Source organism: Virgibacillus sp. NKC19-16, assembly GCF_021560035.1.
Classification (GTDB): Bacteria; Bacillota; Bacilli; order Bacillales; family Amphibacillaceae; genus Virgibacillus_L; species Virgibacillus_L salidurans.
In genome coordinates, this window is the sequence record NZ_CP074373.1 from 1522652 (window position 1) to 1546854 (window position 24203).

The 24203-nt window shown below is 39.0% G+C and carries 24 protein-coding genes, 4 pseudogenes and 1 riboswitch; of the genes and pseudogenes, 15 read left to right on the forward strand and 13 right to left on the reverse strand.

The features are described from left to right. Nucleotides 1-11 precede the first annotated feature (11 nt). From KFZ58_RS07860 to KFZ58_RS07870, 3 genes are all read left to right on the forward strand, one after another. Nucleotides 12-716 carry an SDR family oxidoreductase gene (locus tag KFZ58_RS07860; protein WP_235794254.1) on the forward strand — a complete coding sequence of 235 codons (705 nt, stop codon included), beginning with the start codon at nucleotides 12-14 and terminating at the stop codon, nucleotides 714-716. A gap of 213 nt (nucleotides 717-929) precedes the next feature. Further along, nucleotides 930-2144 (forward strand): NAD(P)/FAD-dependent oxidoreductase, encoded by a 1215-nt coding sequence (locus tag KFZ58_RS07865; protein WP_235794255.1) that lies wholly within the window; start codon nucleotides 930-932, stop codon nucleotides 2142-2144. Nucleotides 2145-2685: 541 nt separating this feature from the next. Continuing rightward, nucleotides 2686-2934 carry a hypothetical protein gene (locus KFZ58_RS07870; RefSeq protein WP_235794256.1) on the forward strand — a complete coding sequence of 83 codons (249 nt, stop codon included), beginning with the start codon at nucleotides 2686-2688 and terminating at the stop codon, nucleotides 2932-2934. An 8-nt stretch (nucleotides 2935-2942) separates the two neighbouring features. On the opposite strand, the gene KFZ58_RS19160 is transcribed toward KFZ58_RS07870, so the two are convergent. Continuing rightward, nucleotides 2943-3065 (reverse strand): hypothetical protein, encoded by a 123-nt coding sequence (locus tag KFZ58_RS19160; RefSeq protein WP_255695084.1) that lies wholly within the window; start codon nucleotides 3063-3065, stop codon nucleotides 2943-2945. Nucleotides 3066-3141: 76 nt separating this feature from the next. On the opposite strand from KFZ58_RS19160, the gene KFZ58_RS07875 reads away from it, so the two are divergent. Beyond that, a complete protein-coding gene (locus KFZ58_RS07875; RefSeq protein ID WP_235794257.1) occupies nucleotides 3142-4011 on the forward strand; it encodes a VanW family protein in 870 nt (289 codons plus the stop codon). Between the two features lie 28 nt (nucleotides 4012-4039). On the opposite strand, the gene KFZ58_RS07880 is transcribed toward KFZ58_RS07875, so the two are convergent. Further along, nucleotides 4040-5998, reverse strand: a complete 1959-nt coding sequence (locus tag KFZ58_RS07880; protein WP_235794258.1) for an aconitate hydratase — start codon at nucleotides 5996-5998, stop codon at nucleotides 4040-4042. 163 nt (nucleotides 5999-6161) lie between these two features. After that, nucleotides 6162-6698, reverse strand: coding sequence for a YceI family protein (locus KFZ58_RS07885; RefSeq protein WP_235794259.1), 537 nt, complete (start codon nucleotides 6696-6698; stop codon nucleotides 6162-6164). Between the two features lie 249 nt (nucleotides 6699-6947). On the opposite strand from KFZ58_RS07885, the gene KFZ58_RS07890 reads away from it, so the two are divergent. The 4 genes and pseudogenes from KFZ58_RS07890 to KFZ58_RS19165 all read left to right on the forward strand — a co-directional run bounded on the left by KFZ58_RS07890 (nucleotide 6948) and on the right by KFZ58_RS19165 (nucleotide 10154). Then, the gene (locus tag KFZ58_RS07890; protein ID WP_235794260.1) at nucleotides 6948-7196 is read left to right on the forward strand and encodes a phage holin; all 249 of its coding nucleotides are present in this window, start codon (nucleotides 6948-6950) and stop codon (nucleotides 7194-7196) included. A 118-nt stretch (nucleotides 7197-7314) separates the two neighbouring features. After that, a pseudogene (locus KFZ58_RS07895) lies at nucleotides 7315-9098 on the forward strand (M3 family oligoendopeptidase). A gap of 72 nt (nucleotides 9099-9170) precedes the next feature. Beyond that, nucleotides 9171-9272: riboswitch (TPP riboswitch) on the forward strand. Nucleotides 9273-9376: 104 nt separating this feature from the next. Continuing rightward, nucleotides 9377-9948 (forward strand): annotated as a pseudogene (thiT, locus tag KFZ58_RS07900) (energy-coupled thiamine transporter ThiT). A gap of 74 nt (nucleotides 9949-10022) precedes the next feature. Continuing rightward, a complete protein-coding gene (locus KFZ58_RS19165) occupies nucleotides 10023-10154 on the forward strand; it encodes a hypothetical protein (RefSeq protein ID WP_255695137.1) in 132 nt (43 codons plus the stop codon). Between the two features lie 34 nt (nucleotides 10155-10188). Here KFZ58_RS19165 and KFZ58_RS07905 read toward each other — a convergent pair whose 3' ends face one another. Next, nucleotides 10189-10539, reverse strand: coding sequence for a YflT domain-containing protein (locus KFZ58_RS07905; protein WP_235794261.1), 351 nt, complete (start codon nucleotides 10537-10539; stop codon nucleotides 10189-10191). Nucleotides 10540-10679: 140 nt separating this feature from the next. Here KFZ58_RS07905 and KFZ58_RS07910 point away from each other — a divergent pair. From KFZ58_RS07910 to KFZ58_RS07935, 6 genes and pseudogenes are all read left to right on the forward strand, one after another. Further along, nucleotides 10680-12100: pseudogene (locus KFZ58_RS07910) on the forward strand (hypothetical protein). Between the two features lie 116 nt (nucleotides 12101-12216). Next, nucleotides 12217-13602 carry a Glu/Leu/Phe/Val family dehydrogenase gene (locus KFZ58_RS07915; RefSeq protein ID WP_235794262.1) on the forward strand — a complete coding sequence of 462 codons (1386 nt, stop codon included), beginning with the start codon at nucleotides 12217-12219 and terminating at the stop codon, nucleotides 13600-13602. A 212-nt stretch (nucleotides 13603-13814) separates the two neighbouring features. Beyond that, nucleotides 13815-15548, forward strand: a complete 1734-nt coding sequence (locus KFZ58_RS07920) for a carbon starvation CstA family protein (RefSeq protein WP_235794263.1) — start codon at nucleotides 13815-13817, stop codon at nucleotides 15546-15548. A gap of 75 nt (nucleotides 15549-15623) precedes the next feature. Next, the gene (locus tag KFZ58_RS07925) at nucleotides 15624-15881 is read left to right on the forward strand and encodes a cory-CC-star protein (RefSeq protein ID WP_235794264.1); all 258 of its coding nucleotides are present in this window, start codon (nucleotides 15624-15626) and stop codon (nucleotides 15879-15881) included. A 30-nt stretch (nucleotides 15882-15911) separates the two neighbouring features. Beyond that, entirely contained in the window at nucleotides 15912-16844 is a 933-nt protein-coding gene (locus KFZ58_RS07930; protein WP_235794265.1) for an ArsA family ATPase, read from the forward strand. Nucleotides 16845-16849: 5 nt separating this feature from the next. Next, nucleotides 16850-17833, forward strand: a complete 984-nt coding sequence (locus KFZ58_RS07935) for a zinc-binding dehydrogenase (RefSeq protein WP_235794266.1) — start codon at nucleotides 16850-16852, stop codon at nucleotides 17831-17833. Between the two features lie 399 nt (nucleotides 17834-18232). Here KFZ58_RS07935 and KFZ58_RS07940 read toward each other — a convergent pair whose 3' ends face one another. From KFZ58_RS07940 to KFZ58_RS07980, 9 genes and pseudogenes are all read right to left on the reverse strand, one after another. After that, nucleotides 18233-19090, reverse strand: a complete 858-nt coding sequence (locus KFZ58_RS07940) for a DUF421 domain-containing protein (RefSeq protein WP_235794267.1) — start codon at nucleotides 19088-19090, stop codon at nucleotides 18233-18235. A 39-nt stretch (nucleotides 19091-19129) separates the two neighbouring features. After that, nucleotides 19130-19327 carry a DUF1657 domain-containing protein gene (locus KFZ58_RS07945; protein WP_235794268.1) on the reverse strand — a complete coding sequence of 66 codons (198 nt, stop codon included), beginning with the start codon at nucleotides 19325-19327 and terminating at the stop codon, nucleotides 19130-19132. Nucleotides 19328-19338: 11 nt separating this feature from the next. Continuing rightward, a complete protein-coding gene (spoVAE, locus tag KFZ58_RS07950; protein ID WP_235794697.1) occupies nucleotides 19339-19689 on the reverse strand; it encodes a stage V sporulation protein AE in 351 nt (116 codons plus the stop codon). After that, nucleotides 19689-20701 (reverse strand): annotated as a pseudogene (gene spoVAD, locus KFZ58_RS07955) (stage V sporulation protein AD). The gene spoVAE and the pseudogene spoVAD overlap by 1 nt, the downstream one beginning before the upstream one ends. Next, nucleotides 20701-21180, reverse strand: coding sequence for a stage V sporulation protein AC (gene spoVAC, locus KFZ58_RS07960; RefSeq protein ID WP_235794269.1), 480 nt, complete (start codon nucleotides 21178-21180; stop codon nucleotides 20701-20703). Before spoVAC ends, spoVAD begins: the two are co-directional and overlap by 1 nt. Before the next feature lie 19 nt (nucleotides 21181-21199). Continuing rightward, nucleotides 21200-21658 (reverse strand): hypothetical protein, encoded by a 459-nt coding sequence (locus KFZ58_RS07965; RefSeq protein ID WP_235794270.1) that lies wholly within the window; start codon nucleotides 21656-21658, stop codon nucleotides 21200-21202. Nucleotides 21659-21731: 73 nt separating this feature from the next. Beyond that, the gene (locus tag KFZ58_RS07970; protein WP_235794271.1) at nucleotides 21732-21938 is read right to left on the reverse strand and encodes a DUF1657 domain-containing protein; all 207 of its coding nucleotides are present in this window, start codon (nucleotides 21936-21938) and stop codon (nucleotides 21732-21734) included. A gap of 134 nt (nucleotides 21939-22072) precedes the next feature. After that, nucleotides 22073-22819, reverse strand: coding sequence for an oxygen-insensitive NADPH nitroreductase (gene nfsA / locus KFZ58_RS07975; RefSeq protein WP_235794272.1), 747 nt, complete (start codon nucleotides 22817-22819; stop codon nucleotides 22073-22075). A gap of 14 nt (nucleotides 22820-22833) precedes the next feature. Then, nucleotides 22834-23553, reverse strand: coding sequence for a hypothetical protein (locus KFZ58_RS07980; protein WP_235794273.1), 720 nt, complete (start codon nucleotides 23551-23553; stop codon nucleotides 22834-22836). 219 nt (nucleotides 23554-23772) lie between these two features. On the opposite strand from KFZ58_RS07980, the gene KFZ58_RS07985 reads away from it, so the two are divergent. Continuing rightward, nucleotides 23773-24195, forward strand: a complete 423-nt coding sequence (locus KFZ58_RS07985) for a YwpF family protein (protein ID WP_235794274.1) — start codon at nucleotides 23773-23775, stop codon at nucleotides 24193-24195. The last annotated feature ends 8 nt before the right edge of the window (nucleotides 24196-24203 follow it).

Below are 24203 nucleotides of genomic sequence, written 5' to 3' on the forward strand. Positions count from 1 at the left end.
GAGGAAGCCACATGCCAAATCTAACAGGAAAAACAGCAATTATTACAGGAGCAAGCAGTGGAATTGGTGCTACAATAGCAATTCACCTTGCAACGGAAGGAGCAAATGTTATACTTGCTGCAAGAAGAAAGGAAAAGCTTACGGCCGTTGCGGATGATATAAATACAAAAGATGATGGACGAGCACTAGCTGTCGGGGCTGATGTTTCCAATCGTTCTGATGTGGAAAAATTGGTAAAGCAAGCAACTGATGCTTTCGGAGATATTGATATTTATGTAAATAATGCTGGTCTGATGCTACGTTCTGTTGTGCAAGAGGGCAACGTAGAAGATTGGGAAGATATGATCGATGTAAATATTAAAGGTGTTTTATATGGAATTAATGCAGTTCTGCCAAGCATGATAAAACGTTCAGCAGGGCATATTGTAAATATCTCTTCTGTTTCAGGTCATGAAGTAACAAAATCAAGCACGGTGTACAGTGCAACGAAATTTGCATCACGCGCCCTGTCAATGGGGCTGGAAAAGGAATTAGCGCGGACAGGAGTACGAGTGACAAACATATCACCCGGAATGGTAGATACAGATCTAACGGCAAGTAATAAGCCAAAAGACCGGAAACCGCTGGAAACTGATGACATCGCCAAAGCTGTAGTATATGCGGTAACGCAACCTGATTATGTGAATGTGAATGAGATAACAGTAAGGCCGGTTTGATATAGTTGTTTTCATCTTTTTTCAGGAATTAGTTAAATCATTAGCTTAATGAATGGAACTTTGATATTATTGATATGAAATATTTCGTAGTTATTATTCAATAAGCGGTTTTGAATGCCTGTAATACAACTTTGTGAAATAATTCATATTTAAAAGTGCTTATTACATAACAGAATTTATATAATGAAATGGAAAAAGGAAGGGGAATTTTGTATGAATACCAGTAAGCCAAAAATTGTAGTGCTCGGTGCAGGTTATGCAGGGTTGACTACTACCAGACGCCTCACGCAGAAATTACACCCGGAAGAAGCGGAAATTGTACTAGTTAATAAACATAATTACCACTATGAATCGACATGGCTTCATGAAGTAGCTGCAGGTACTATTAATCCAAATCAGGCCCGCGTCATGCTTAGTGATATTGTTAACCCGAATAGAGTTCGTCTTATTTATGATTCCGTTGTTGAAGTGAAAAAAGATGAACAAAGAGTTGTTTTGGAAAATAGCGAGATCACATATGACTACCTTGTTTTCGCGCTTGGATTTGAGTCGAATGACTTTGGGATTAAAGGAATGGATGAACATGCCTTTGCTATTGAGGACATTGATTCCAGTCGCTTAATCAGTGAGCATATGGAGTATCAATTTGCAAAATACAAAACGGACGAAAATGCGGATGATGATAGCTTGAATATTCTAATTGGTGGTGCCGGATTCACCGGTGTTGAATTGTTAGGTGAACTTACTGAAAAAGTTCCTGAGCTATGTAAAAAATTCGATATTGACCGCAGTAAGGCTCGCATCATCAGTGTGGAAGCAGCACCATCTATTCTACCTATGTTTGATAAAGATTTGGTAGACTATGCGAAAAAATCGCTTGAAGATCGCGGCGTAGAGTTCCGAATTGGTGCTCCTATTTCTGAATGTACACCGGATGGATTTATTGTAGGTGACGACAAGGAATTAATTAAAGCAGGGACCGTTGTTTGGACAGGCGGCGTAAAAGGAAGCTCTGTTCTTGAGAATTCTGGATTTGAATTAACAAAAGGCAAAGTAAATGTTGATGCAGATCTTCGTTTGCCTGGTGAAGAGAATTTCTTCGTTTTAGGGGATTGTTCATGGGTATGGGACAAAGAAGCAGACCGTCCATACGGCCCGACTGCCCAGTTGGCAACACAGGAAGCTGATGTTGCAGCGAATAACCTAAAAGCACTGCTTGATAATCGTCCATTAGAAGAATTTGTATTCAAAAGTAAAGGTACGGTAGCGTCGCTAGGTGTAACAGATGGTATCGGAACGGTGCTTGATGATTACAAACTCCGCGGAAAATCAGCGGCTGCAATGAAAAAAGTAGTTGATAACCGTTCCTTATTCCTTGTTGGCGGACCGAAATTAGTTCTGAAAAAAGGAAAGATACGTCCATTTTAATATAGGGCTACTTACCATATATTGCTGATTATTTAAGCTATAAACGTAAATGTGAGGAGGTAGGTTTTTAATGAAAAAAACACTTTGTGGGATATTACTTGTCCTCATTTCATTAGTAGGATACAGACTTGCAAGTGACTATTTAGAGGATACAAGGGACTATAGATAAATGTAAGGAAAATTGACCATTTAGGTAAATGCTGAATGGTCAATTTTTTTAAGGCTCTTTTTGTAAGCGGTATTGCATTTATATGTCGTGGTTGATATAAAAAAGGATGTAATTACTGTTTGCTATATTGCTATAATTGTCGTTCGGCGGATGCTTTCCGCAGCGAATCTCTGCTCTCAGCCAATGTTTGCAAAATAAATGTCACTATGTCGTCTTTTATATCTTTTGTGTCAAAAGCAACATCTTTTCAAAAACAGCCTTTTTAACTAGTAAAAGTAACGATAAGTCGAGAAGCCCCCCACTTCAATTTGAGCGTAAGGCCAAATAAGTGGCGGGTAGTTCACGGTATTATTTGTATAGGGGGGTAAATGCATGAGCACTGGACTAATTATCATATTAATAATTTTATTTATTGGAGCTATCGGTGGAACCTTTTTTGCATTTAGACAGGAAGAAAACAAAATGAAAAAATATGAAGAAGAAGGAGAAACCATAGAACAAGAATTAAAACGTTCGCATGATTATGAAACAACTTCCAAGTCAAACATTACTGCACAAATTTGGATTTACACAATAGCGATCCTCTTATCATTAATCGCATTTGCTATTTATATTTTTTAGTATAGAAACTATGTCCATATTTTCTTCATGGCGACCGAATAGACAGTTTTGTAGCGATTTTGGTCGCCAAGAAGCTCCCATGGTGCCCGTATTAAACCACCTTCCCAAAACCTCGGCTTTATGACTCCCATCAGTGACATCCTTATAAGAAATCCTGGTTATTTTTTTGCCTTTTTCTAATACTAGGATGACAAGGAGGTATAACTGATGAAAAAAATCATTCTTTTATTTATGCTTATACTACTTATCCCGGCAAATTATGTTTCAGCAAATGAAAATATCACTAACAATGATGTAATGCTGGAAAAAGCTGAAATCAAACAGTATGGGCTGCCATTTTTAGATATGCCTTTCATTGATGAAGATAAACTGAATAGCCTTATCGAAGACCTCGAAGAAAAAATATATCAAGCACCTGTCAATGCAAGGTTGGATGAGAAAGGGGAGATCCTTGATGGAGAACCTGGTTTCGCTTTAGACAAGGAGGAATTTCAGGGTTTATTTCGAGAATCCTTTTACACAGAAAGCGACAAGAAACTAAACGTGCCGAAGCAACAAATTTATCCGACAGTGGATAGTGAACTGTTGGATGAAATTAGTAACCAGGAGATAGGAAGCTATGTTACAACGTTTAAGGAAAGCAATGTCGAACGGTCCCATAATATTGCACTTTCCACAGAAGCTATTAATAACCATGTCGTTTTTCCCGGGGAAACATTTTCTTTTAACGAAGTAGTGGGGGAACGGACAGAGGAAAAAGGGTACATGCAGGCACCTGTTATTGTAAAGGGGGAGCTGGCCGAAGATATTGGTGGAGGAATATGTCAGGTATCTTCAACGCTTTATAACGCTGTTGATTTAGAAGGAATCGAGATTGTGGAGAGATATGCACACTCAAGATCGGTTCCATATGTACCACCAGGCCGTGATGCGACTGTTAGCTGGTGGGGCCCGGATTTTGTATTTAAAAACATGTATAACGAGCCCATTTTGCTTCGTGCAAAAGCAGATAATGGAAATATGGTTGTTACGGTCTATGCTTCCGATACGATTGAATACGCTTCAAATCTTAAATAAAAAGATGCCCCCGATCAGGGCATCTTGTTTATTTTTGCTCTTGTTCTTGTCTTGCTTTAATCCAGTTGATTAATCCGCCATGTAAGACAATATCTTTTTGACGAGGGGAGAGGTTGTGTTCTACTTTGATTTCCTCTTCTTTTCCTTGTAGCTTAGCGATCAAATGATCACTTTGCTTTATTTGATTTCGTACGTCGTTGAATGTAAGAACTTCGCCTTCCTCTAATTTATCGTAATCCGCTTCATCTGCAAATGTCAGTGGCAATATACCAAAGTTGATCAGATTTTGCCAATGAATTCGTGCGAAATCTTTTACGATGGCAGCACGTAAGCCTAGATACCTTGGTGCGAGGGCAGCATGTTCACGGCTGGATCCCTGACCGTAATTAAACCCTGCGACAATCGCATGACCGCCTTTTTCCTTGCTGTTAAGACCTCGTTTAACATATGTGGAGTCAACAGATTCAAAGGTGAATTTACTGATTTCCGGAAGATTACTTCTATATGGAAGTACACGCGCTCCACCTGCAAGAATTTCGTCTGTGGAGATGTTATCTCTCATCTTTAATAATACGGGTATTTCTAATGTATCTGGCAATGCATCCATTTCGGGAATGGACACGATATTTGACCCCTTGGTTAATTCAACCTGTCTTGCTTCTTCAACAGGAAGTGGCGGATCCAATAGATCATCATCTACATTTGCATTCTTAACTTCCTTCACTTTTGGATAGTCGAAATCGAGTGTTCTCGGATCCGTAATTTTACCAGTTAAAGCAGAAGCTGCAGCTACTTCAGGACCGGTGAGGAAGACACTGTCTTCTTTCGTTCCTGATCTTCCAGGGAAATTCCTTGGTGTTGTTCGTAAGCTATTTCTGCCTGATGCAGGCGCCTGCCCCATACCGATACATCCATTACAACCAGCCTGATGCAGTCTGCCTCCAGCTTGCAAGAGACTTGCGATATGAAGTTCTTTTACAAGGTTTGTTAACATTTGACGCGATGTAGGATTTATATCAAATGAAAGACCTGGCGCGATGGTTTTGTCTTTGACAATTTCAGCAGCTATAGCAAAATCCCTGTAGCCAGGATTTGCTGACGAACCAATATAGGATTGGTAGATTGGTGTTCCTGCGACCTCACTGACAGAAACGACATTCCCCGGACTGGTCGGTTTTGCGACTAATGGCTCCAGCTCAGAAAGATTAATTTCATCATGGAGGTCATAAGTTGCGTCTTTATCTGCAATCAGTTCCTCCCAATCGTCTGCTCGGTTTTGCTCTGCTAAAAATTTCTTCACTTCTTTATCTGACGGGAAGACTGTTGTAGTTGCGCCAAGTTCAGCTCCCATATTTGCAATAACATGGCGATCCATTGCTGTGAGATTATCAAGTCCTGGGCCATAATATTCGATGACTTTTCCTACACCGCCTTTTACATCATAACGTCGAAGCATTTCTAAGATAACATCTTTAGCACTCACCCAGTCAGGCAGTTTACCGGTTAATTTAACCCCAAACACTTGAGGCATGGTGATATAAATAGGTTCGCCTGCAATGGCCATTGCAACGTCAATACCACCAGCCCCCATCGCAAACATTCCCATGGATCCATTTGCAGGTGTATGACTATCTGAACCGAGAAGTGTTTTACCTGGTTTAGCTAATCGCTGCATGTGGACAGGGTGACTTACACCATTTCCTGGTCTGCTGTAGTAGAGTCCGAATCGTTTAGCAGAACTTTCGAGAAATAGATGGTCATCCGGATTTTTACTGTCAACTTGGATTAAATTATGATCTACATATTGAGCAGAGGCTTCTGTTTTTGCATAATCCAAACCCATTGCCTCTAATTCCAGCATAACCATTGTACCTGTAGCATCCTGCGTTAATGTCTGATCAATTTTTAAACTAATTTCCTCACCTTGTTTCATCTCTCCTGATACAAGGTGATCCTTTATCAGTTTTTGTGTAACATTTAAGCCCATAAATTATTCCTCCCTTTCATAACAGTTCCTCTTATAGTTTACCTCAGACGCAGACAATTAAAACTAATAATATTTAGAAAGTCGGAAAATCATGCTATTTTATATTGTTATAAAAAAAGCTGTATTTTCGGTTGGAAAATACAGCTCGTTTGACTTTTTCTATTTATGCTTCTTTGTGTGCTTCGATTTCTACATGAACTTTAACTTCTTCGCCAACTAGTACCCCACCAGTTTCAACTGCAGCGTTCCAATTTAAACCAAAATCTTTACGGTTAATTGTCGTTTCGCCACTGAAACCTGCAACTGTATTACCGCTCATTGGGTCTTTGCTTTGACCTTCAAATACAATATCAAATGTAACCGGTTTGGTGGTTCCGATCATTGTTAGATCTCCTGTAACATCATAGTTATTGTCTGATTTTTTCTTGATATCAGTTGCAACAAAAGTGATGTTTGGATATTTTTCAACATCGAAGAAATCTGCTGAACGCAAGTGCTCATCACGGCCTTCTTGGCGAGTGTTAATACTGCTTACATCGATTTTTACTTCCACTTTTGAATCTGTTAAATCGTCAACATTAGCTTCGATTTCAGCACTGAAGTCATCAAATGAACCTTTTGCTTTTGAAATCATCATATGTTTTACGGAAAATCCAATCTCACTATGAGCTGTGTCTACGTTCCAAACTGTTCTTGTCATTATAAATCCCTCCAAATATGGTATGTAACACGCTGGTTACTTTCTGTTACCTAGTATAAAATGATAAACGGATAATGTCAAGAACTAGATTTGAAAATTATCCACTTATATTAATACCCTAATTTATCTTTGTTAAACATTGTTGCATGTATAGCTAGTAATAAAGACTAATTATCGTATTCGCCGTTCCCATTTCGTAATGAATTGAAAATAATAGTATATACTTTATTTTTTCTGGGGGGTGAGACGATGGACAAAGGTACATTAATTCGCACCATTGCATTACTAGTAGCTCTTGTAAATCAAATTCTTGTTTTATTTGATAAATCACCACTGCCAATCGATAGTGTATTTGTGGAACAATTTCTATCTGTTCTATTTACCATTATTACTTCTTTAATGGCTTGGTTTAAGAATAATTATGTAACTAAAAAGGGGCATAGACAAAAAGAAGCGTTGCTCGAGAAGGGTTTAACGGGAGATAAGAAGCAGAATTAAACATGGGGGACAGGAAATTTATTTTTCCTGTTCTTTAATTTTGGGATGAAAATATTTTTATTTTTCGCTATAATGAGAAGATAGGTTGATAGACATTCTTTATTAAGGGAGTGGTTTGATGCAACAAACGTATAGTCCAACATGGGATCTGGATGTTATTTTTCCTGGGGCAGCGAGTCTGAGGAATTTCATACATATGTCAATAACATAAGAAATGATATGGAAAAGCTTGCAGCTACTGTAAATAATTATACCCCAGCATCAGGAAAAGAAAATAATCAGGATCTGCTTGTCATTGTTCAGCAGCTTGAAAGTGCGATGAAAAAATTACGTGAAGCTTCTGCTTTTGTCAGCTGTTTAACTGCACAGGATGTGAAGGATGAAAAAGCAAATCTTTTAGAAGGACAGCGTAATGTTCTAAAGGCTGAAATGAGCGGGATCCGAACAAATTTTAATCAAAATTTAGCTGCAATTAATGATGGAACATGGGAAGAACTGCTGACCCAGCCGGAGCTAGTGGAACTTTCTTTTATATTAAATGAAAGTAGAGAACAAGCGAAAAAGCAATTATCTGTAAAAGAAGAAGTATTAATGAATGATTTGGCGGTTGACGGCTATCATGCGTGGAATCAGATGTATGGAACAATAGTCGGAAATATGAGTGTTGAGATTGAAGAGGATGGGGAGGTTAAATCTTATTCTGTCGGACAGGCTTCCAATAAATTAAGCAACCCGGCAAGATCTGTACGTAAACATGTATCCGAACAATTGGATAAAGCGTGGAGCAGTCAGGCTGATTTATTTGCCCAGACACTGAATCATTTGGCTGGGTTCCGTCTACAGAAATATAAACACCGTAACTGGGAAAGTGTGTTAAAAGAACCATTAGCCATTAACCGAATGAAGAAAGAAACTCTTGATACGATGTGGACTGCTATCACAAACAACAAAAGTCATTTTGTTGATTATCTAAAGAAGAAAGCGGAACTATTAGGATTAGAAAAATTAAGTATGTACGATGTTGGAGCACCTTTGACAGATTCAGTTAAACAATCGAGTTATACAGAAGGGGCAGAATTTATTATTGACCATTTTCGTGAATTCAGCCCGAAGATGGCCGATTTCGCACAAATGGCATTTGACAAACGGTGGATTGAAGCAGAAGACCGGCCAGGAAAGCGCCCGGGAGGATTTTGTACAAGTTTTCCGGACAGTGAACAAACACGGATTTTCATGACGTATTCCGGTACTCCGTCCAATATCGCGACTTTGGCCCATGAACTTGGACATGCGTATCATCAACATGTTATGAATGATGTTAATGGATTAAATCAAGGATATGCGATGAATGTTGCTGAAACTGCTTCAACATTTGCAGAAATGATTGTAGCTGATGCATCTGTTAAAAATGCAAAAAATAGTGACGAGAAAAAGGCGTTGTTGGAAGATAAAATTAAACGGAGTGTGGCATTTTTCATGAATATCCATGCACGGTTTATTTTCGAAAATCGCTATTATGAAGAACGTAAACAGGGGATGGTCTCTGTTAACCGATTAAATGAGTTAATGGTTGGGGCTCAGAAAGAAGCATACAATGATGCAGTTACAGACTATGATCCAAACTTTTGGGCTTCGAAATTACATTTCCATATTACAGGAGTACCGTTTTATAATTTCCCTTATACGTTTGGTTATTTATTCAGCCTTGGTATCTATGCGCATGCGAAGGAAAAAGGCGGCAGCTTTGAAGATGATTATATCGCATTATTGTGTGATACAGGCAGCATGAACGTGGAAGATTTGGCAGAAAAACATCTGAATGTAGATTTAACGAAACCGGATTTCTGGGAGAATGCTATTCAATTATGTATCAATGATGTAGAAGAATTTATGGAACTATAACTAAAAAGCTGAGTATCCATTGTCATAGTCTGATAGATAAGGTACAATGATGATAACAAAGAAAGTGAATGAAAAGCCTACAGGGGGAGCCATTTGGCTGAGAGTGAACGATTTTGTTCTTACCCTTCGAACCTGTTAGTTAGTACTAGCGTAGGGATGGTGGTTTTTTGATGGAATAAAAAGTAATGTGAGCAGATTCCTCCATCAGGAAGTCTTCCCCTTGGCATTGCTTTTTTTGTGTGATTTGAAATTGCTTTAAAAAGGGGAGGTAGTAACGTTTGAGTTCCAACAAGATATTATTTCTAATTGAGGTCGCGATTTTCACGTCACTCGCATTGCTTCTGGATATTATCCCGGGCCTATCCTTTAAAATATGGGCGATGGGTGGCTCCATTTCATTTGCGATGATACCAATTTTTATTGTCGCATTCCGCTGGGGACTAAAAGGAGGACTCGTGTCCGGGTTTTTATGGGGATCTTGCAGGTTGCTGTAGGTACAGCTTACATCCTGCACCCGCTGCAAGGGCTGATTGAATACGGGCTTGCCTTTACGGTCCTTGGCTTTGCAGGTGTTTTTGCCAGTCAAGTTCAGCAAGCGGTTAAAGATGGTAGAACAAAAGCTTATCTTTCTTATATCACGTTAGGCGTGCTCTTGGCATCAAGTCTACGTTTTATCGCACATTATTTTGCCGGTATTGTGTTCTTTGAGTCTGCGATTGAGGGGCAGCCTGTCTGGATCTATTCACTCGTTTACAATATATCCTACATGCTTCCTTCATTTATATTGTGTACCGCAATTGTGTTCTTTCTATTCCATAAGCAGCCAAAGACATTACTAAAGGCGGCATAAAAATATTGATTATTCGCTCGCGTTAAGGTAACCTCCAAGTTAGAGGTTACCTTTATATATAAAGGTGGAGATAAATGATGCATGAATTAATTGGTCCGTGCCAAACATGCGGGAAAAATGTATATTGTGAAGACGGATTTTTTGCTGGGGTACATGAAGATGGGCAACTTTTATGCGAAGACTGTGTTCCGCAAAATGAAAATTAAAAGGACAACCGCAAACTGGGTTGTCCTATCTATCTTAAAATAGGTAGCTACCTACATTCTCATTGTTGGTTACGATCAAGAAAATCTTGCCTTCGTCCATTTCTTCTTCATGGTTTTCTGCTTCTGCTTGGGTGAAGCCCATTTCTTCAAGTTTTGTTCTTAATTCATCGCCTTTACTGTTGAACATATTTCCAACTGCTTCCTTGAAGTCCATTTCGCTTAAACCAATTGTATTTGCATCAGCACCGCCTGCAACGCGATCTGTTCTATCATCATCATGTGATAGAATATAAACATCATCTTTATCTATGCCTTTATCTTTTAATATACTTACATCTGTTTTTAAGTGTTCATCATTGAAATATCCTTTAATGAATGGTTTCATATTTAACTCCTCCTTCGCTTTATATAATTAACATTCCCATCTATCATTTAACTAAAACATGTTAAGCTCCCTTTTGTTTGTCGCGCTTTTCTTCTTCCATGCATAGGCTATAGAACTATTCATCATGGGAGGAAGCGTATATGGAGCTGACTATTGCTCACTGGTTGTATGGTTTATTTACACTTGCGATTATAGGAACAATGATTTTTCGAAGAGGTGTTGTACTCCCTTCACTGTTAGGGACATTTGTAATTGCTTGGGTATACAAAGGAAGTATCATTGAAGGATTTACAGCCATTTTTAATGCGAATCTTGTAGCCGCTCAGGAGCTTTTCAGCATATTTTTAATCATTACTTTTATGTTGGCGCTTCTGCATTCCTTACGTGATCTTGGTGCAGACCGGAAAATGATTCAGCCCATCCAGAAGATGATGATTAATGGGCATGTTTCTTATTTTGTTCTTGTTGGCGTGACGTATGTTATTTCGCTTTTCTTCTGGCCGACACCCGCTGTTCCTTTAATTTGCGCTTTACTTGTTCCTGCTGCAGTAAGGGCAGGGTTGCCTGTAATGACAGCTGCAGTTGCGATTGCTATTTCCGGTCAGGGAATGGCTCTTTCCTCTGATTATATTGTGCAAGTAGCACCTAGTCTATCAGCTACTTCTGCTGGCATTGACACTGCTTTGGTTGCCGATAAAGCGTTAGTGCTATCTTTAATAGCTGGGGGACTGCGATCCTTTTGGCATATTTTCTCTATCGAAAATCAATCCGTTCCAAAGAGGATAAATTAAATGACATTGATCTTGAGAAATTACAGTCGACAACAGCATCAACAAATAAACCACAGTCCTTGCATTTAACGATGTGGAGTAAGTTATTTGCTGTTCTGGTCCCATTAGTTCTCGTGGGCGTTGTGGTTTACATGGTTTACGAAAAGCTTATATCCGGCAGAATGAGTGGACTTGAAGGTGGCGATGGAGCAGCTTTTATTGGTGGAGTTGCTGTAATTCTATTGTTATTATCCACTGTCGCTTTTGGACGTGAGCATGCATTGGATTATATCTCGAACCATATCACAGATGGATTTGTATTTGCTTTTAAAGCAATGGGTCCGGTTATTCCAATTGCAGGTTTTTTCTTCCTGGGAAGTGCGGATTTTTCCGGAAGTATTTTGGGCCTAGATGAAAATCCTCCGGCATTGCTGTTTGATCTTGTACAATCTACACAAGCATTTCTACCTGAAAGTGCCCTACTCGCTGCTTTTAGTGTATTGATCATTGGAATAATTACTGGTCTTGATGGCTCAGGATTCTCCGGATTGCCGCTCACCGGTGCCCTGGCTGCCTCACTCGAAACAAGTTCAATTGATGCTGCTACACTTGCAGCTATAGGGCAAATGGGATCGATATGGACTGGTGGAGGAACGCTTGTCGCATGGTCGTCACTCATTGCAATTGCCGGATTTTGCGGTGTTTCTGTGATGGCTCTTGTTCGTAAAAACTTTTTCCCGGTTATTCTCGGCTTATTCCTGTCAACAATTCTTGCTGTAATTATTTTTTAACGAACTACGCGCGCCTAAACCGCCTACATTGGTTTGGGCTTTTACTTTTGTTACAATTTGGTTAAAATGTACTACGTTGGAAATAATAAGAATTGACTTTACGAGGAGGACTTTACATGGCAGATATATCGGGGACAAAAACAATTGTCGAAGCGTCATTAAACGCATTATTGGATGATGAAACATTCCTACCGGATTTACATAGTGCAACAAGGGAAAAAGCTTTTAGTTCACTCGTTTCTATTTTGTCCACCCCAAATCATGTGCATAAATCTTTTTTGAGAGTGCCTTTGGAAAACGGAAAAGTTGTGCGAATTCCGGCTTTTCGGGTGCAGCATAATAATATTATGGGCCCGTATAAAGGTGGGATTCGTTTTCATGAAGCTATAAATGAAGATGAAGTAGTTGAATTATCATCGCTTATGACATTAAAAAGTGCTTTGCATGATATTCCTTTTGGTGGTGGGAAAGGCGGAGTTGTTATTAATCCCAGAGATTATGAAACGAAGGAACTTCATTTAATTAGTAAAAAGTATGTGCAATATTTCAGTGATATTCTTGGACCGGAAAAGGACATCCCTGCACCTGACGTTGGAACCAGCGCGCGTGAGATGGACTGGATGATGGGAGAATATAAGAGCATTCGCCCTGGCATGAAATACCGCAGTAGCTTTACAGGCAAGAGTGTTGTAAATGGGGGATCCTTAGGAAGAAGAGAAGCAACCGGAAAGGGCGTTTACTTTACGTTCCGTTATCTGATGCATGATTTTTTGAATGCGCAACATCAATGGTTAAAAGAGCGGGACAATATTTTTGTGAAAACGGCACTGGATCATGAAGGGAGATCTTTAACGCTAGCCATTCAAGGATTCGGTAATGTGGGTTCCGTTGTAGCACTGGAGGCTTATAAATCACCCCATTTAAATAATAAAGTTGTGTCTGTAAGTGATAAGAATGTGACCCTTTATAATTCGGATGGGATCGATATCCCTGAATTGCTGAAATTTACTACTCGTAATAATAATGAACTGCCTGTCAGTGAAAAAGAACTTAAAGATGTAGATATAAAGGCTGACATCATGGATCGTGATGATATATTGACCCTGAATGTTGATGTGTTATTTTTAGCAGCATTGGGACATCAGGTTCATAAAGAAAATATGGAGGGCATAAAGGCAAGAGTTATTGTAGAAGGTGCCAATGCTCCGCTTACGACAGAGGCTGATGACTTTTTAAGTGATCAGGGAGTTATTATCATACCGGATATTCTAGCGAATGCCGGTGGGGTAATCGTATCTTATCTTGAATGGCTGCAAGGGAGAGATACACAATTTTTATCAGAGGAAGAGGTGTATGAACGCCTTCATGATAAAATGCAGGAGACGCTTGATGTGGTACTTCCGCAGTATTTCGGGGACGCGTTTCCATTACGGAAAAATTGTTATATCCATGCAGTAATGAAATTATCAACGGTGCTTTTTCGGCAGGGAAAATTATACTAAGGATTGACAGAGCTGTTTCTACATAGAGATGGCTCTTTTTTCTTAAATAAAAGTTCTAAATAGTTTACAATTATATCATAATTAAATAAAATGAAAGTTGTACTACATAGAAACAAATAAACATAGCGTTAATTAGGATAAGTCTGAATTAGAAATGAATTGTACAGAAAAAAGTCAGATGATTCCTAAAAAACATGGGGGAGGTTAGAAAAATGCCAGGAATTTTAGTTGCGCTAATAGGTATTATTGTATTAGCCCTAGGATATCGTTATTATTCAAAGTTTGTGGCAGAAAAGATTTACCGCCTGGATCCTGATTATGTTACACCAGCGCATAGGTACAAAGACGGTGTGGATTTCGTGCCAACAAATAAATTTGTGTTATGGGGGCATCATTTCACATCGGTTGCAGGCGCAGCGCCAATAATGGGTCCAGCTGTCGCTTTATATTGGGGATGGCTTCCTGCATTTATATGGGTTATCCTTGGTACTGTTTTTGCTGCAGGGGTACATGATTTTGGTACACTGGTTGTCTCCGTTCGGAATAAAGGGCAATCGATCGGAACACTCGCAAACCGATTAATTGGCCAGCGGGCGAAGATTCTATTTTTATTTATTATCTTAATTTTATTATTAATGGTTAATGCCGTATTTACATGGGTGATTGCAAATTTATTTATTCAGTATCCTTCTAGTGTATTGCCGGTATTTATTCAAATACCGATTGCAATTTGGATCGGATATGCTGTCTACAAAGGCAATAGAAAGATGTTGGGGCCTTCCATAATTGGGCTTGTAGTTATGTATGCGACAGCTATCATAACAAGTAGAGTTGATTTCCTGCAAATTGATCTGGTTGGATACTTCGGTGGAGAGGGAAGTACGGGTTTATTCGGCTTAGGAGCTGTGTCGTCCGCATTTCTAATTTGGATTATTATATTAATGGGTTATGTATATTTTGCATCAACTTTACCTGTTTGGAAATTGCTGCAACCAAGGGACTTTATTAATTCGCATCAGCTTGTTGTGGGACTCGCTATTCTATATTTAGGTTTGCTTTTCTTAAATCCGGAAATGACTGCACCTGTGACAAATTCGAATCCTGATACGTCCTGGTTTCCGCTTCTATTTATCACGATAGCATGTGGAGCTATTTCTGGTTTTCACGGACTGGTTTCATCCGGAACTTCATCCAAACAGCTGAATAAGGAGACGGATGCGCGTTTTGTTGGTTACTTCGGTGCAGTCGGTGAAGGGATATTAGCGTTAATTTCGATTATTGCTGCCGGCACCTTTTTTGCAAATTCGGATGCATTTTTTGCCACTTATGGCAGCTTTACAGAAGCGAATGGCGCGGGTCTTGATGTGTTTGTAGTGGGTGCTGCTAATCTTGCTTCAGGTATAGCAATCCCGCCTGATATTGCTACAACAATTGTATCTATTATTGTTGTAAGCTTTGCTGCTACATCTCTAGATACTTCTGTACGATTGTTACGCTATATTATTGGTGAATTAGGTATTGAGTATAAAGTACCTGCATTATCCAAAAAACATGTGGCTACATCTGTAGCTGTTGTTTCAAGTGCGGCATTAGTACTGCTTCCTCAAGGTCCAAATGGCTTTGGTTCAGGTGGCTATCTAATCTGGCCTTTATTTGGAACATCGAATCAATTGCTCGCGGGGATAAGTCTATTGCTAATCTCTATTTGGCTGAAGCGACAAGGACGTAATTATGCGATTACGTTGATACCAATGATTTTCTTAATGTTTATGACATTATACGCGATGTTCCAGCAGGTTTTCTTTGAATGGGCATGGTATGGAACAGAGTCAGATATGTTATTATTTGTTCTTGGGGCGATCATATTCGTTTTCGCAGTGTGGATTGTGCTTACCGCATTTAATGTTCTGACGAAAAAATATGATAACCCAATTGATAATGATTAATGGAATACATGATAGGGAAGAGATCATTGATGAATGGTCTCTTCTTTAGATCTTAGTAAGCGAGGTGTAGAGACAATGTTGGAGCATGTAAAAAAGTTGATTCAATTTTATGACGAAGTATTAAGCATGCCACACCGTCAGGAAATTGCCCGTGAACTGCGGGATGAGGATGATTTGTTTCTGTTATTGTTGTATTCCGAGATGATTGGTATACCAAATCCGATTTACTATTATACGTTGGAACTTTACCCATATATGATCGAGAATTTTCATGACTGGCATTTGCGTATGGGAATGGATAAATCGCCTCTAACAGGAATTCGCTGTTGCTAGGTAATGGTAAAGAAGAAGGAGGCACCAAACGTGGAAGTATTAGCAAAGAATATAATTTTTGTTGGTGGAAAGGGCGGTGTGGGAAAATCTACTTCCGCTGCTGCAATTGCCTGGAAGTCTGCGAAATCCGGCAATAAAACACTACTTGTGTCCACAGACCCGGCACATAATTTAGGAGATATTTTTAAGCAATCTATTGGTGGTAAAACAACATGGGTTGCAAATAATCTGTCTGCACTAGAAATAGATCCTGATATAGAAACAGAAAAATATATAAGAGGTGTGAAAGAAAATATTAAGGGTACCGTACAATCAAGTATGATGGAAGAGGTTCATCGGCAATTGGACACAGCAAAGGCCTCACCGGGAGCAGATGAAGCGGCTTTATTTGATAAGCTGATATCCATTATTTTAGAGGAACGGGCACATTTTGATAAACTGATTTTTGATACAGCGCCGACAGGGCATACCATACGGTTATTATCACTGCCTGAATTAATGGGTGTCTGGATAGATGGGTTGCTGCAAAAAAGAAGAAAAACGAATGAAAATTATTCCCAGCTGTTAAATGATGGGGACCCGGTTGAGGATCCGATTTATGATGTGCTCAGGGAAAGGCAAGAACGCTTTTCAAAAGCCAGAGAGGTTATGCTGGATGGGAGGGAGACAGGTTTTATTTTCGTCTTGAACCCGGAAAGACTTCCGATTTTAGAAACGCAAAAGGCTATTAAATTGCTGGATAAATATCATTTACATGTAAAGACCGTAATCGTGAATAAAGTCCTGCCCGATGATGCAGATGGACAGTTTTTGTTGCAGCGAAGAGAGCATGAAAAACAATATGTATCCATGATTGAAGAAACATTTCAAAAGCAGGAACGTATCTATGTACCGTTATTCTCACATGATGTAACGAATATAGAACAATTAGCGGACTTTAGTACATATTATGAGAAAGGGTGACAGGAATGAAAGCATTTGTACATGAATATGGTGAATTGAAGTTAAAAGACGACGTTCAGGATCCGGTTGCAGGGAACGGAGAGGTAGTCGTTGCCCTAAGTGTGGCAGGTTTAAATCGACGTGATGTGGGACTTCCAAATCGAAGGGGTGACGAGGAAGAAGCGTTAGTACTTGGCTCTGATGGTGCTGGAGTTATTGCGTCGGCAGGTGAGGGTGTTACAAATGTAAAAGTGGGTGATGAAGTTATCATTAATCCTTCTTTACGTTGGGAGCATAACAGTGACGCACCGCCAAAGGGTTTTGATATTCTTGGGATGCCCGATGATGGTACATTTGCTGAAAAAATTGTCCTATATGCAGAACAAGTGGAGAAAAAGCCAGACCATTTATCCTGGGAAGAAGCAGGTGTGCTAGCGTTAGGCGCGTTAACAGGATACCGGGCGCTTTTTACAAAAGGGCAGGTGAGTGAAGGGGATACCGTATTTATTCCCGGGGCAGGCAGTGGCGTGGCAACATACCTCATTCAGTTTGCGAAAAATGTTGGGGCAAAAGTAATTGTCACTTCCCGAAATGCGGAAAAACAAAGACAAGCCAAAGAATTGGGAGCCGACATTGTATTAGATACAGCTAGCGACTGGCCGAAAGAATTAGAAAATGAAACGGTTGACTTAGTGATCGACAGTGTGGGACAAGCCACATTTAACCGTTCATTGGAGATTTTGAAAAAAGGTGGTCGAATCGTAATATTTGGTGCAACCACAGACGATACAGTAGACTTTAATTTACGTAAATTCTTCTATGGACAGTATCAGTTGTTCGGAACAACCATGGGTAGCAGACAGGAACTTGGAGCAATGCTGGAACATATAGAAAATTTTAAAATGCATCCTGTCGTTGATCGGACTTTCTCATTGGACGAGGCTGAGAAAGCTTTTGACTATTTGAAGGAAGGGAAGCAATTCGGGAAAGTTGCTTTACGTATAGAATAAAGCTAGTAGAGGATTACTAGCTTTATTAATGGCTGTTTTCTAAACTATAGGTATTTGCTATAACCGCCGTTCGGGTCAGCGAAGGGCGGATGCGCATCCTTAGGGCACGGCTTCAGCCTCCTCGCGGAAAACCGCCGCTGTGGGGTCTTCATACACGTGCTATTCCCGCAGGAGTCATCGCCCTTCGCTGACCCGAACTGGCAAGGTGGTTTGAAATTTTTAATAGTGATTATGAACAATTTAGCGTTAGTGACCAGACTACCAGCGGAATGTATTTCCGTAGCGGTATCCTTATCCTTGCACTTAAATAGTGTGAAGGAATTGTCACTACGTCGCATTTTATATCAACTGCGGTGAAGATTTAAAAGCAACAAAACAATACTTACGAAAAGAGCTTTATTAACTCAAATAAGGGCTGACCATATCAATTGCTTGTTGCATTTTTTTACTGTTTTTTTCATACATTTGTTTTGCGTTCTCATTTTCCGTAGCTAATGCAAACAGCTCCAGATCAGCCTGGGACTTTTTCATTGTAGCAAGGAGAAGGGGTAATTCTGAAGGGCTTGGTACAGCCAATTTGTCATCATATAAATCAACGGTTAACTGGCCATTTGTATCTGCTTGGCCTAGAAACACGTTTTCAATACTGACATTAATTTTATCCAGTTCTGTTTCTAACCAATTTGTATTTAAATTTAAATTTGCCAATGGTTCGAGTAAGACTTTCCCGTCCATGATCACCGTTTGGGGTTCCTTTTCCGGTGCAAGCTTTATTCCTAAGTCTTTTGCTGTTAAAGGCCGGTTCTCTTTTTTGGGTAGAACACTTAATGTTCCTGATGGCTCGAGTAATGCAAATTCAACATCAGATGTGAGGAATACATTATTATCACGTAATTTCGCAAGTAAGTCATCGGTCGAGTAACCTTCTTTTTTTAAGTTATCCTCCATGATTTTGCCATCTTGAATAAATACAGTACTTTTTCCCTCGGTGAAGTTACGAAAGGATTTACTTTTAAGTGAAAGAAACTCGACAGTAAAAGGCACTAAGAACCAGATAACCATGGCTAAAATGCCATATATGAGATTGCTGTTTGGATCTATTGTATGAATTGCCACAATTCCACCCAGAACAATGCCGGAAATGTATTCAAAGACATTTAGTTGTGACATTTGCTTTGCACCAAGCCATTTTGTCATAAAAAATAAAATAGCTACTAATGTAAGTGATCTTAAGATAATCATAATCCAATCCGGCATAGAAATCATACCTTTCTTTTTTATTTGGCAGAAATTAGACTAATATTGTGGTTCTTCTCTTTCAAGATGTATAACCTGTTGCTGCAGGTCAATTTTTATTTCGTTCATGATTTGTTGTACATTGTTAAATGCATCCTTTGTTTCCTGTTCTTGCGCTTTATTAGAAAGCATATTCAAGCTTGCTTCAATACTTTTCACCGATGAATAACAGCTTTTTACCTGTGATCCGACCGTCATAAAATCCACTCCTAACCTTTTGATTTAAACAGTATTGCACCAATTACACCGAAAATAATTGCTGCTGAAATACCTGCACTGGTAACTTCAAACATACCGGTTACAACCCCTATTAGTCCATGCTGTTCAGCTTCTTGCATTGCCCCGTGAACCAATTGGTTGCCAAAGCTTGTAATTGGTACGGTAACGCCTGCACCGGCAAAATCAATCAATGGTTCATATAATCCTATTCCATCAAGCACAGCACCTGAGACAACAAAAATAGTTAACGTATGAGCAGGACTTAATTTAAATACATCAAACATAATCTGTCCAATAACACAAATAAGTCCGCCTACCACGAAGGCCCAGAAAAATATCATCATGTATCACTTCCTGACTCAATGGAAACTGCGTGAGCGATACAAGGAATGGGATCTTTTTGCTGTACACTCATTGGTGAATGAAGGGATCCGGTCGCGACAACAAGTATTCGCTTAAAATCACCTTTTTTCATTTGATTTAAAAAATGTCCATATGTCACGATAGCCGAGCATGCAGGTCCACTTGCACCAGCTAGAACAGGCTGACCTTCCCGGTAAATGGTAAGCCCGCAATCAACATACTGTTCCTCTTTGATATCCAAACCACGGTCATTCAGAAGATCCAGTGAAACCTTTCTACCAATATGACCGAGGTCACCTGTAATGATTAGGTCATAAAAGCTAGGATCCACATTTCTTTCTTTGAAATGTGTCTCAATGGTGTCTACAGCCGCTGGAGCCATAGCCCCCCCATATTAAATGGATCTGTTAATCCCATGTCGACAACCTTGCCAATGGTAGAGGATGTAACAACTGGCCCTACACCGTCTTTAGCAACTAAAGCACACCCTGCACCAGTAACTGTCCATTGTGCAGTTGGTGGTTTCTGACCACCATATTCTGTAGGGTAGCGAAATTGCTTCTCAGCAGCCGCATTATGACTAGACGTTCCGCTTAATACATAGTTGGCGCCGTCTCCATTTATGAAAAAAGCAGCTAACGCCAAACTTTCCATTGATGTAGCGCAGGCACTGAATAAACCGAGATAGGGAAGACCCATTGTTTTTGCAGCAAAGTTTGAGGGTGTAATTTGATTGATTAAGTCACCGCTTATAAAAAAATCGACCTGCTCTTTTTCGATGATGCTTTTTTTAACAGCTACTTGACAGGCTTCTTCCATCATTACCTGCTGTGACTTTTCAAAAGATGCCTGCTCTTGCCACATATCTTCATGCAAAATATCGAAGTCATTCGGAATGTTTCCATTTGCTTCAAATGGACCACCTACTGTACCGGTGGAGATAATGACAGGCTTATTTTCAAAGGTCCATGTTTGATGTCCGACCAACATTATAACCCACCCCACTTTATAAGAATTGTTTTTATGAGAGCGACGACAAATGAAGCAAACACACCGTATACAATAACCGGCCCGGCTAGTTTCAACATGTTACTGCCTACACCTAAGATAAACCCTTCCGTCCGATATTCGATAGCTGAAGAAATGACCGCATTACCAAATCCTGTTACAGGTACTGCTGACCCTGCACCGGAAAATTGCCCAATTCGATCATAAACACCGAACCCGGTCAGTAGCATTGTTATGAAAATGAGTGTTGCCACGGTGGGACTTCCTGCTGTTTGCTCGGTGAAATTAAAGTAGTAAATATAGAAAGTAGTAATAATTTGGCCGATAAAACAGATGAATCCACCAACTAAAAATGCTTTTATACAGTTTTTTAATAAGGGTCTTTTTACTTCACGTTTGTCTTGAAATGCCTGGTATGATTGTGCTTCAGGGGGTAAATTTTTCTTTTTTTTATCTGCCATGTTATTTCACTCTTTTCTCCTAAGTCTCTTCTTTTGATAAACCAATAACTTTATCCAATGCTTTCTCAAGTTCTTTCTTTGTTACTGATTCTGATTCAAGTGCTTTTTCTATTCGATCAAGTTCTAGGACTATTTTTTTATCTGTAGAGAGATCGACTTCCATGTTTGGAAATTTTTCTTTCATTTCCTTCTTTCGTTTTTCTCGAAAATTAGCTAATCCAAATCGTTCATGATGCTCAATTTCAATGGCGATCATCAACTTCTTTGATGTATTAACTGCTTTTATGGAAGTAATTTCTTCGTAGTTACTTAAGTATTCCTTTGCTTGATTTGCAGGTCCTTGATCAATGGCATTTGATGTTGTAGAGATTTGATTCAATTCAATATTATTATTATTTCCTTGCGATTCGGGAGTTGGTCCACAGCCAATTAGCAAAAGTGCGAAGCTGATAAATAAAATCGATTTGAAGGTGTTCATCCATTTCACCCATTTCTTTGTTTATGCGTTATATGGGAGGTTGGCGAACCACCAACCTCAAGTTTAAAGTATATTAAAATCCTTTGTATTGTGGTTCTTCTTGTTCGATTTGCTGTGATCTTGGCTCAACACTTTGCAGGACTGTCTGTGTTTGTTGAGCGGCATTTTCGTACATTTGTTTTGCTTGTTTATTTTCAGTTTGCAGTGCAAATTGCTCGAAACTTGCCTGAGCACTTTTAAGTCCTGCAATGGTTTGTTTTAATTGGCTGCTTACAGTCATATGAATCCTCCTTTTTCATAACGTCATTAGTTATAATTTGAGTTTTGATGTGTAAATATACTTTCTACATTCTTCCTTTAGGGAAATTAGAAAATAAAAAAGCAGTACAATCACTGCGGATGTACTGCTTAGATTTATCTTTTATTAAACTTTTTATCCCTCATAAATGGTGTAACATCCATTCGTATGGGATGTTTGTACTTACGGATCATTTGGTTCGTCCATGTATCTTTTCGTGTGTTGCTTGAGCGATTTTGGTAATAGGACGTGAGCTGATTATCAAAATCGGTTATTAAGGATTGCTGCTTTTCATCATTTTCATATTCATTTTCATGATACACAATCTCGAGAGGCAATCGCGGTTTGGTTTCAGGCTGCTGATCCGGATAGCCAACTGCCAGCCCGAACAAAGGGATGACGCGTTCTGGAAGTCCAAGTAAATTGCTTACACGCGTTATGTCATTTCGCAGGCTACCTAAAAAACAAATACCGAGTCCCATTGATTCTGCTGCTATGGATGCATTTTGCGCTGCTAACGCTGCATCAATGGTTGTTACGATAAATTGCTCTGTACTTTCCATACTTTCCTGCATTTGTAATTGCTCTTCCTTAGAGGCTTGTTGGTAAACGCGATTCAAATCTCCGCAGAATACAAATAGGTGACCATTATCTTTTACATAAGGTTGTCCTGATACAGCTGATAATTCTGCCTTTATATTCTCATCCGTGATTCCAATAATGGTATATGCCATAACATGACTCGAGGTCGAAGCTTGTTGTGCTGCTTTTACGATGGTATGTATTTGGTCTTTTCTTAGTTTTTCTTTTTTAAATTTACGTATAGAACGATGATTGAGCATAGTTTCTACTGTGTTGTTCATTAATAATAACTCCTTTAATTTGTACGCATAATGATATTCGTCGTACTTGCCTCTTCTGTTTTTAGCCATTCATCTATAAGTTCATCGGTTGGTTCGATTACAGATGGCTTCTCCACGGAGATCGTTTCATTATCGATCCATTCTGCTTGCAGTAGGGGCCAAGTATAGTCTAATATGTTAGCGTCATTTGTATAATTACTCAACGATACGGTCTTCCAATTTTCGATATCAATAACAACTATATTTGCTAATGGAAGCGGAAGTGATCCTTCACGATTAAATTGGAATAATAATTTTGTGTTATCCGGTGATGTGATAATATTACTCGCTTTTGCCAAATCTGCTAAAAGATATGCCTGTTTTTCTTTTTCTTGACTGAACAATAAATAAGAGCATAATTCATTGTGACATGAGAATTCAAGTAGGTAAATACTTTCATCTTTGGAAGTTAGGCGATCTATCCTCATTTCTTCAATTTCCTTTTTTCGATCCGGAATTGCACTTAAGTATTCACTTAATATCGGAACCATTTCTAAGTTAACAGTGATTTGTTCATCTTGCAGCGGGAATTCGATAAATTCATCTACCTGCTCCGCGTCGTCAATTTCCTCTTCAACTAATTCAGGCTCACTATCAGGTTCGGGCACGGTTTCTTCTTTCACGATAGCAGGTTCACTGTTGGCGCATGCTGATAGCAATAAAAGGATCGTTATACCTAATAAACATTTCTTCATAAACTCGCCCCAATTATAAAATGGTTTATCAATTCGTCAAGGCAATGAAGTACTCAGCGTGAAGTGTACGAACGAATATATCAATTATACAATATTTTAAAAAAGTTAACAGGGGTATTAACAGAAAAACATTTTAGTGATATTTTTTCATTGAGAATAAAATATTAATTGTCAGGTTTTTTTGTTACAATTATGAAGAAACAAAAGGGGAGGGAGTAGATGAAAACATTTAAGCTGAAATCATTGGAAATTATTGAACAAAGAGATGACAATCTTATGCCAAAGAAAATTCCCTTAAAAGATGGTCTTGCCATTAATCGGGAAGATGATAATAATCAATGGGTTATCGAAGCCTTTATTGACTATTCATATCTGGATTATTGTAAGGACTTGAAGAAAAGAAATGAGATTATGGTTCAAGTGAAAATCACAAAAGAGAGTAATGAACCAGCTACATTTATAACGTCCATTATCGGAGTTAATGAAATTGGAGAACATATGAATGTGTTGTTTTTAGGCTCAATTGTTGATCGACGTAAAAATAAAGTGGAAGAAATCCTAATAGCTTTAATTGATGAAGGATATCAGGGAAATGATTTGATAAAGAAATTTAAGGAAGTAATAAACAAAAGGTTAGACTAAAAAGATGG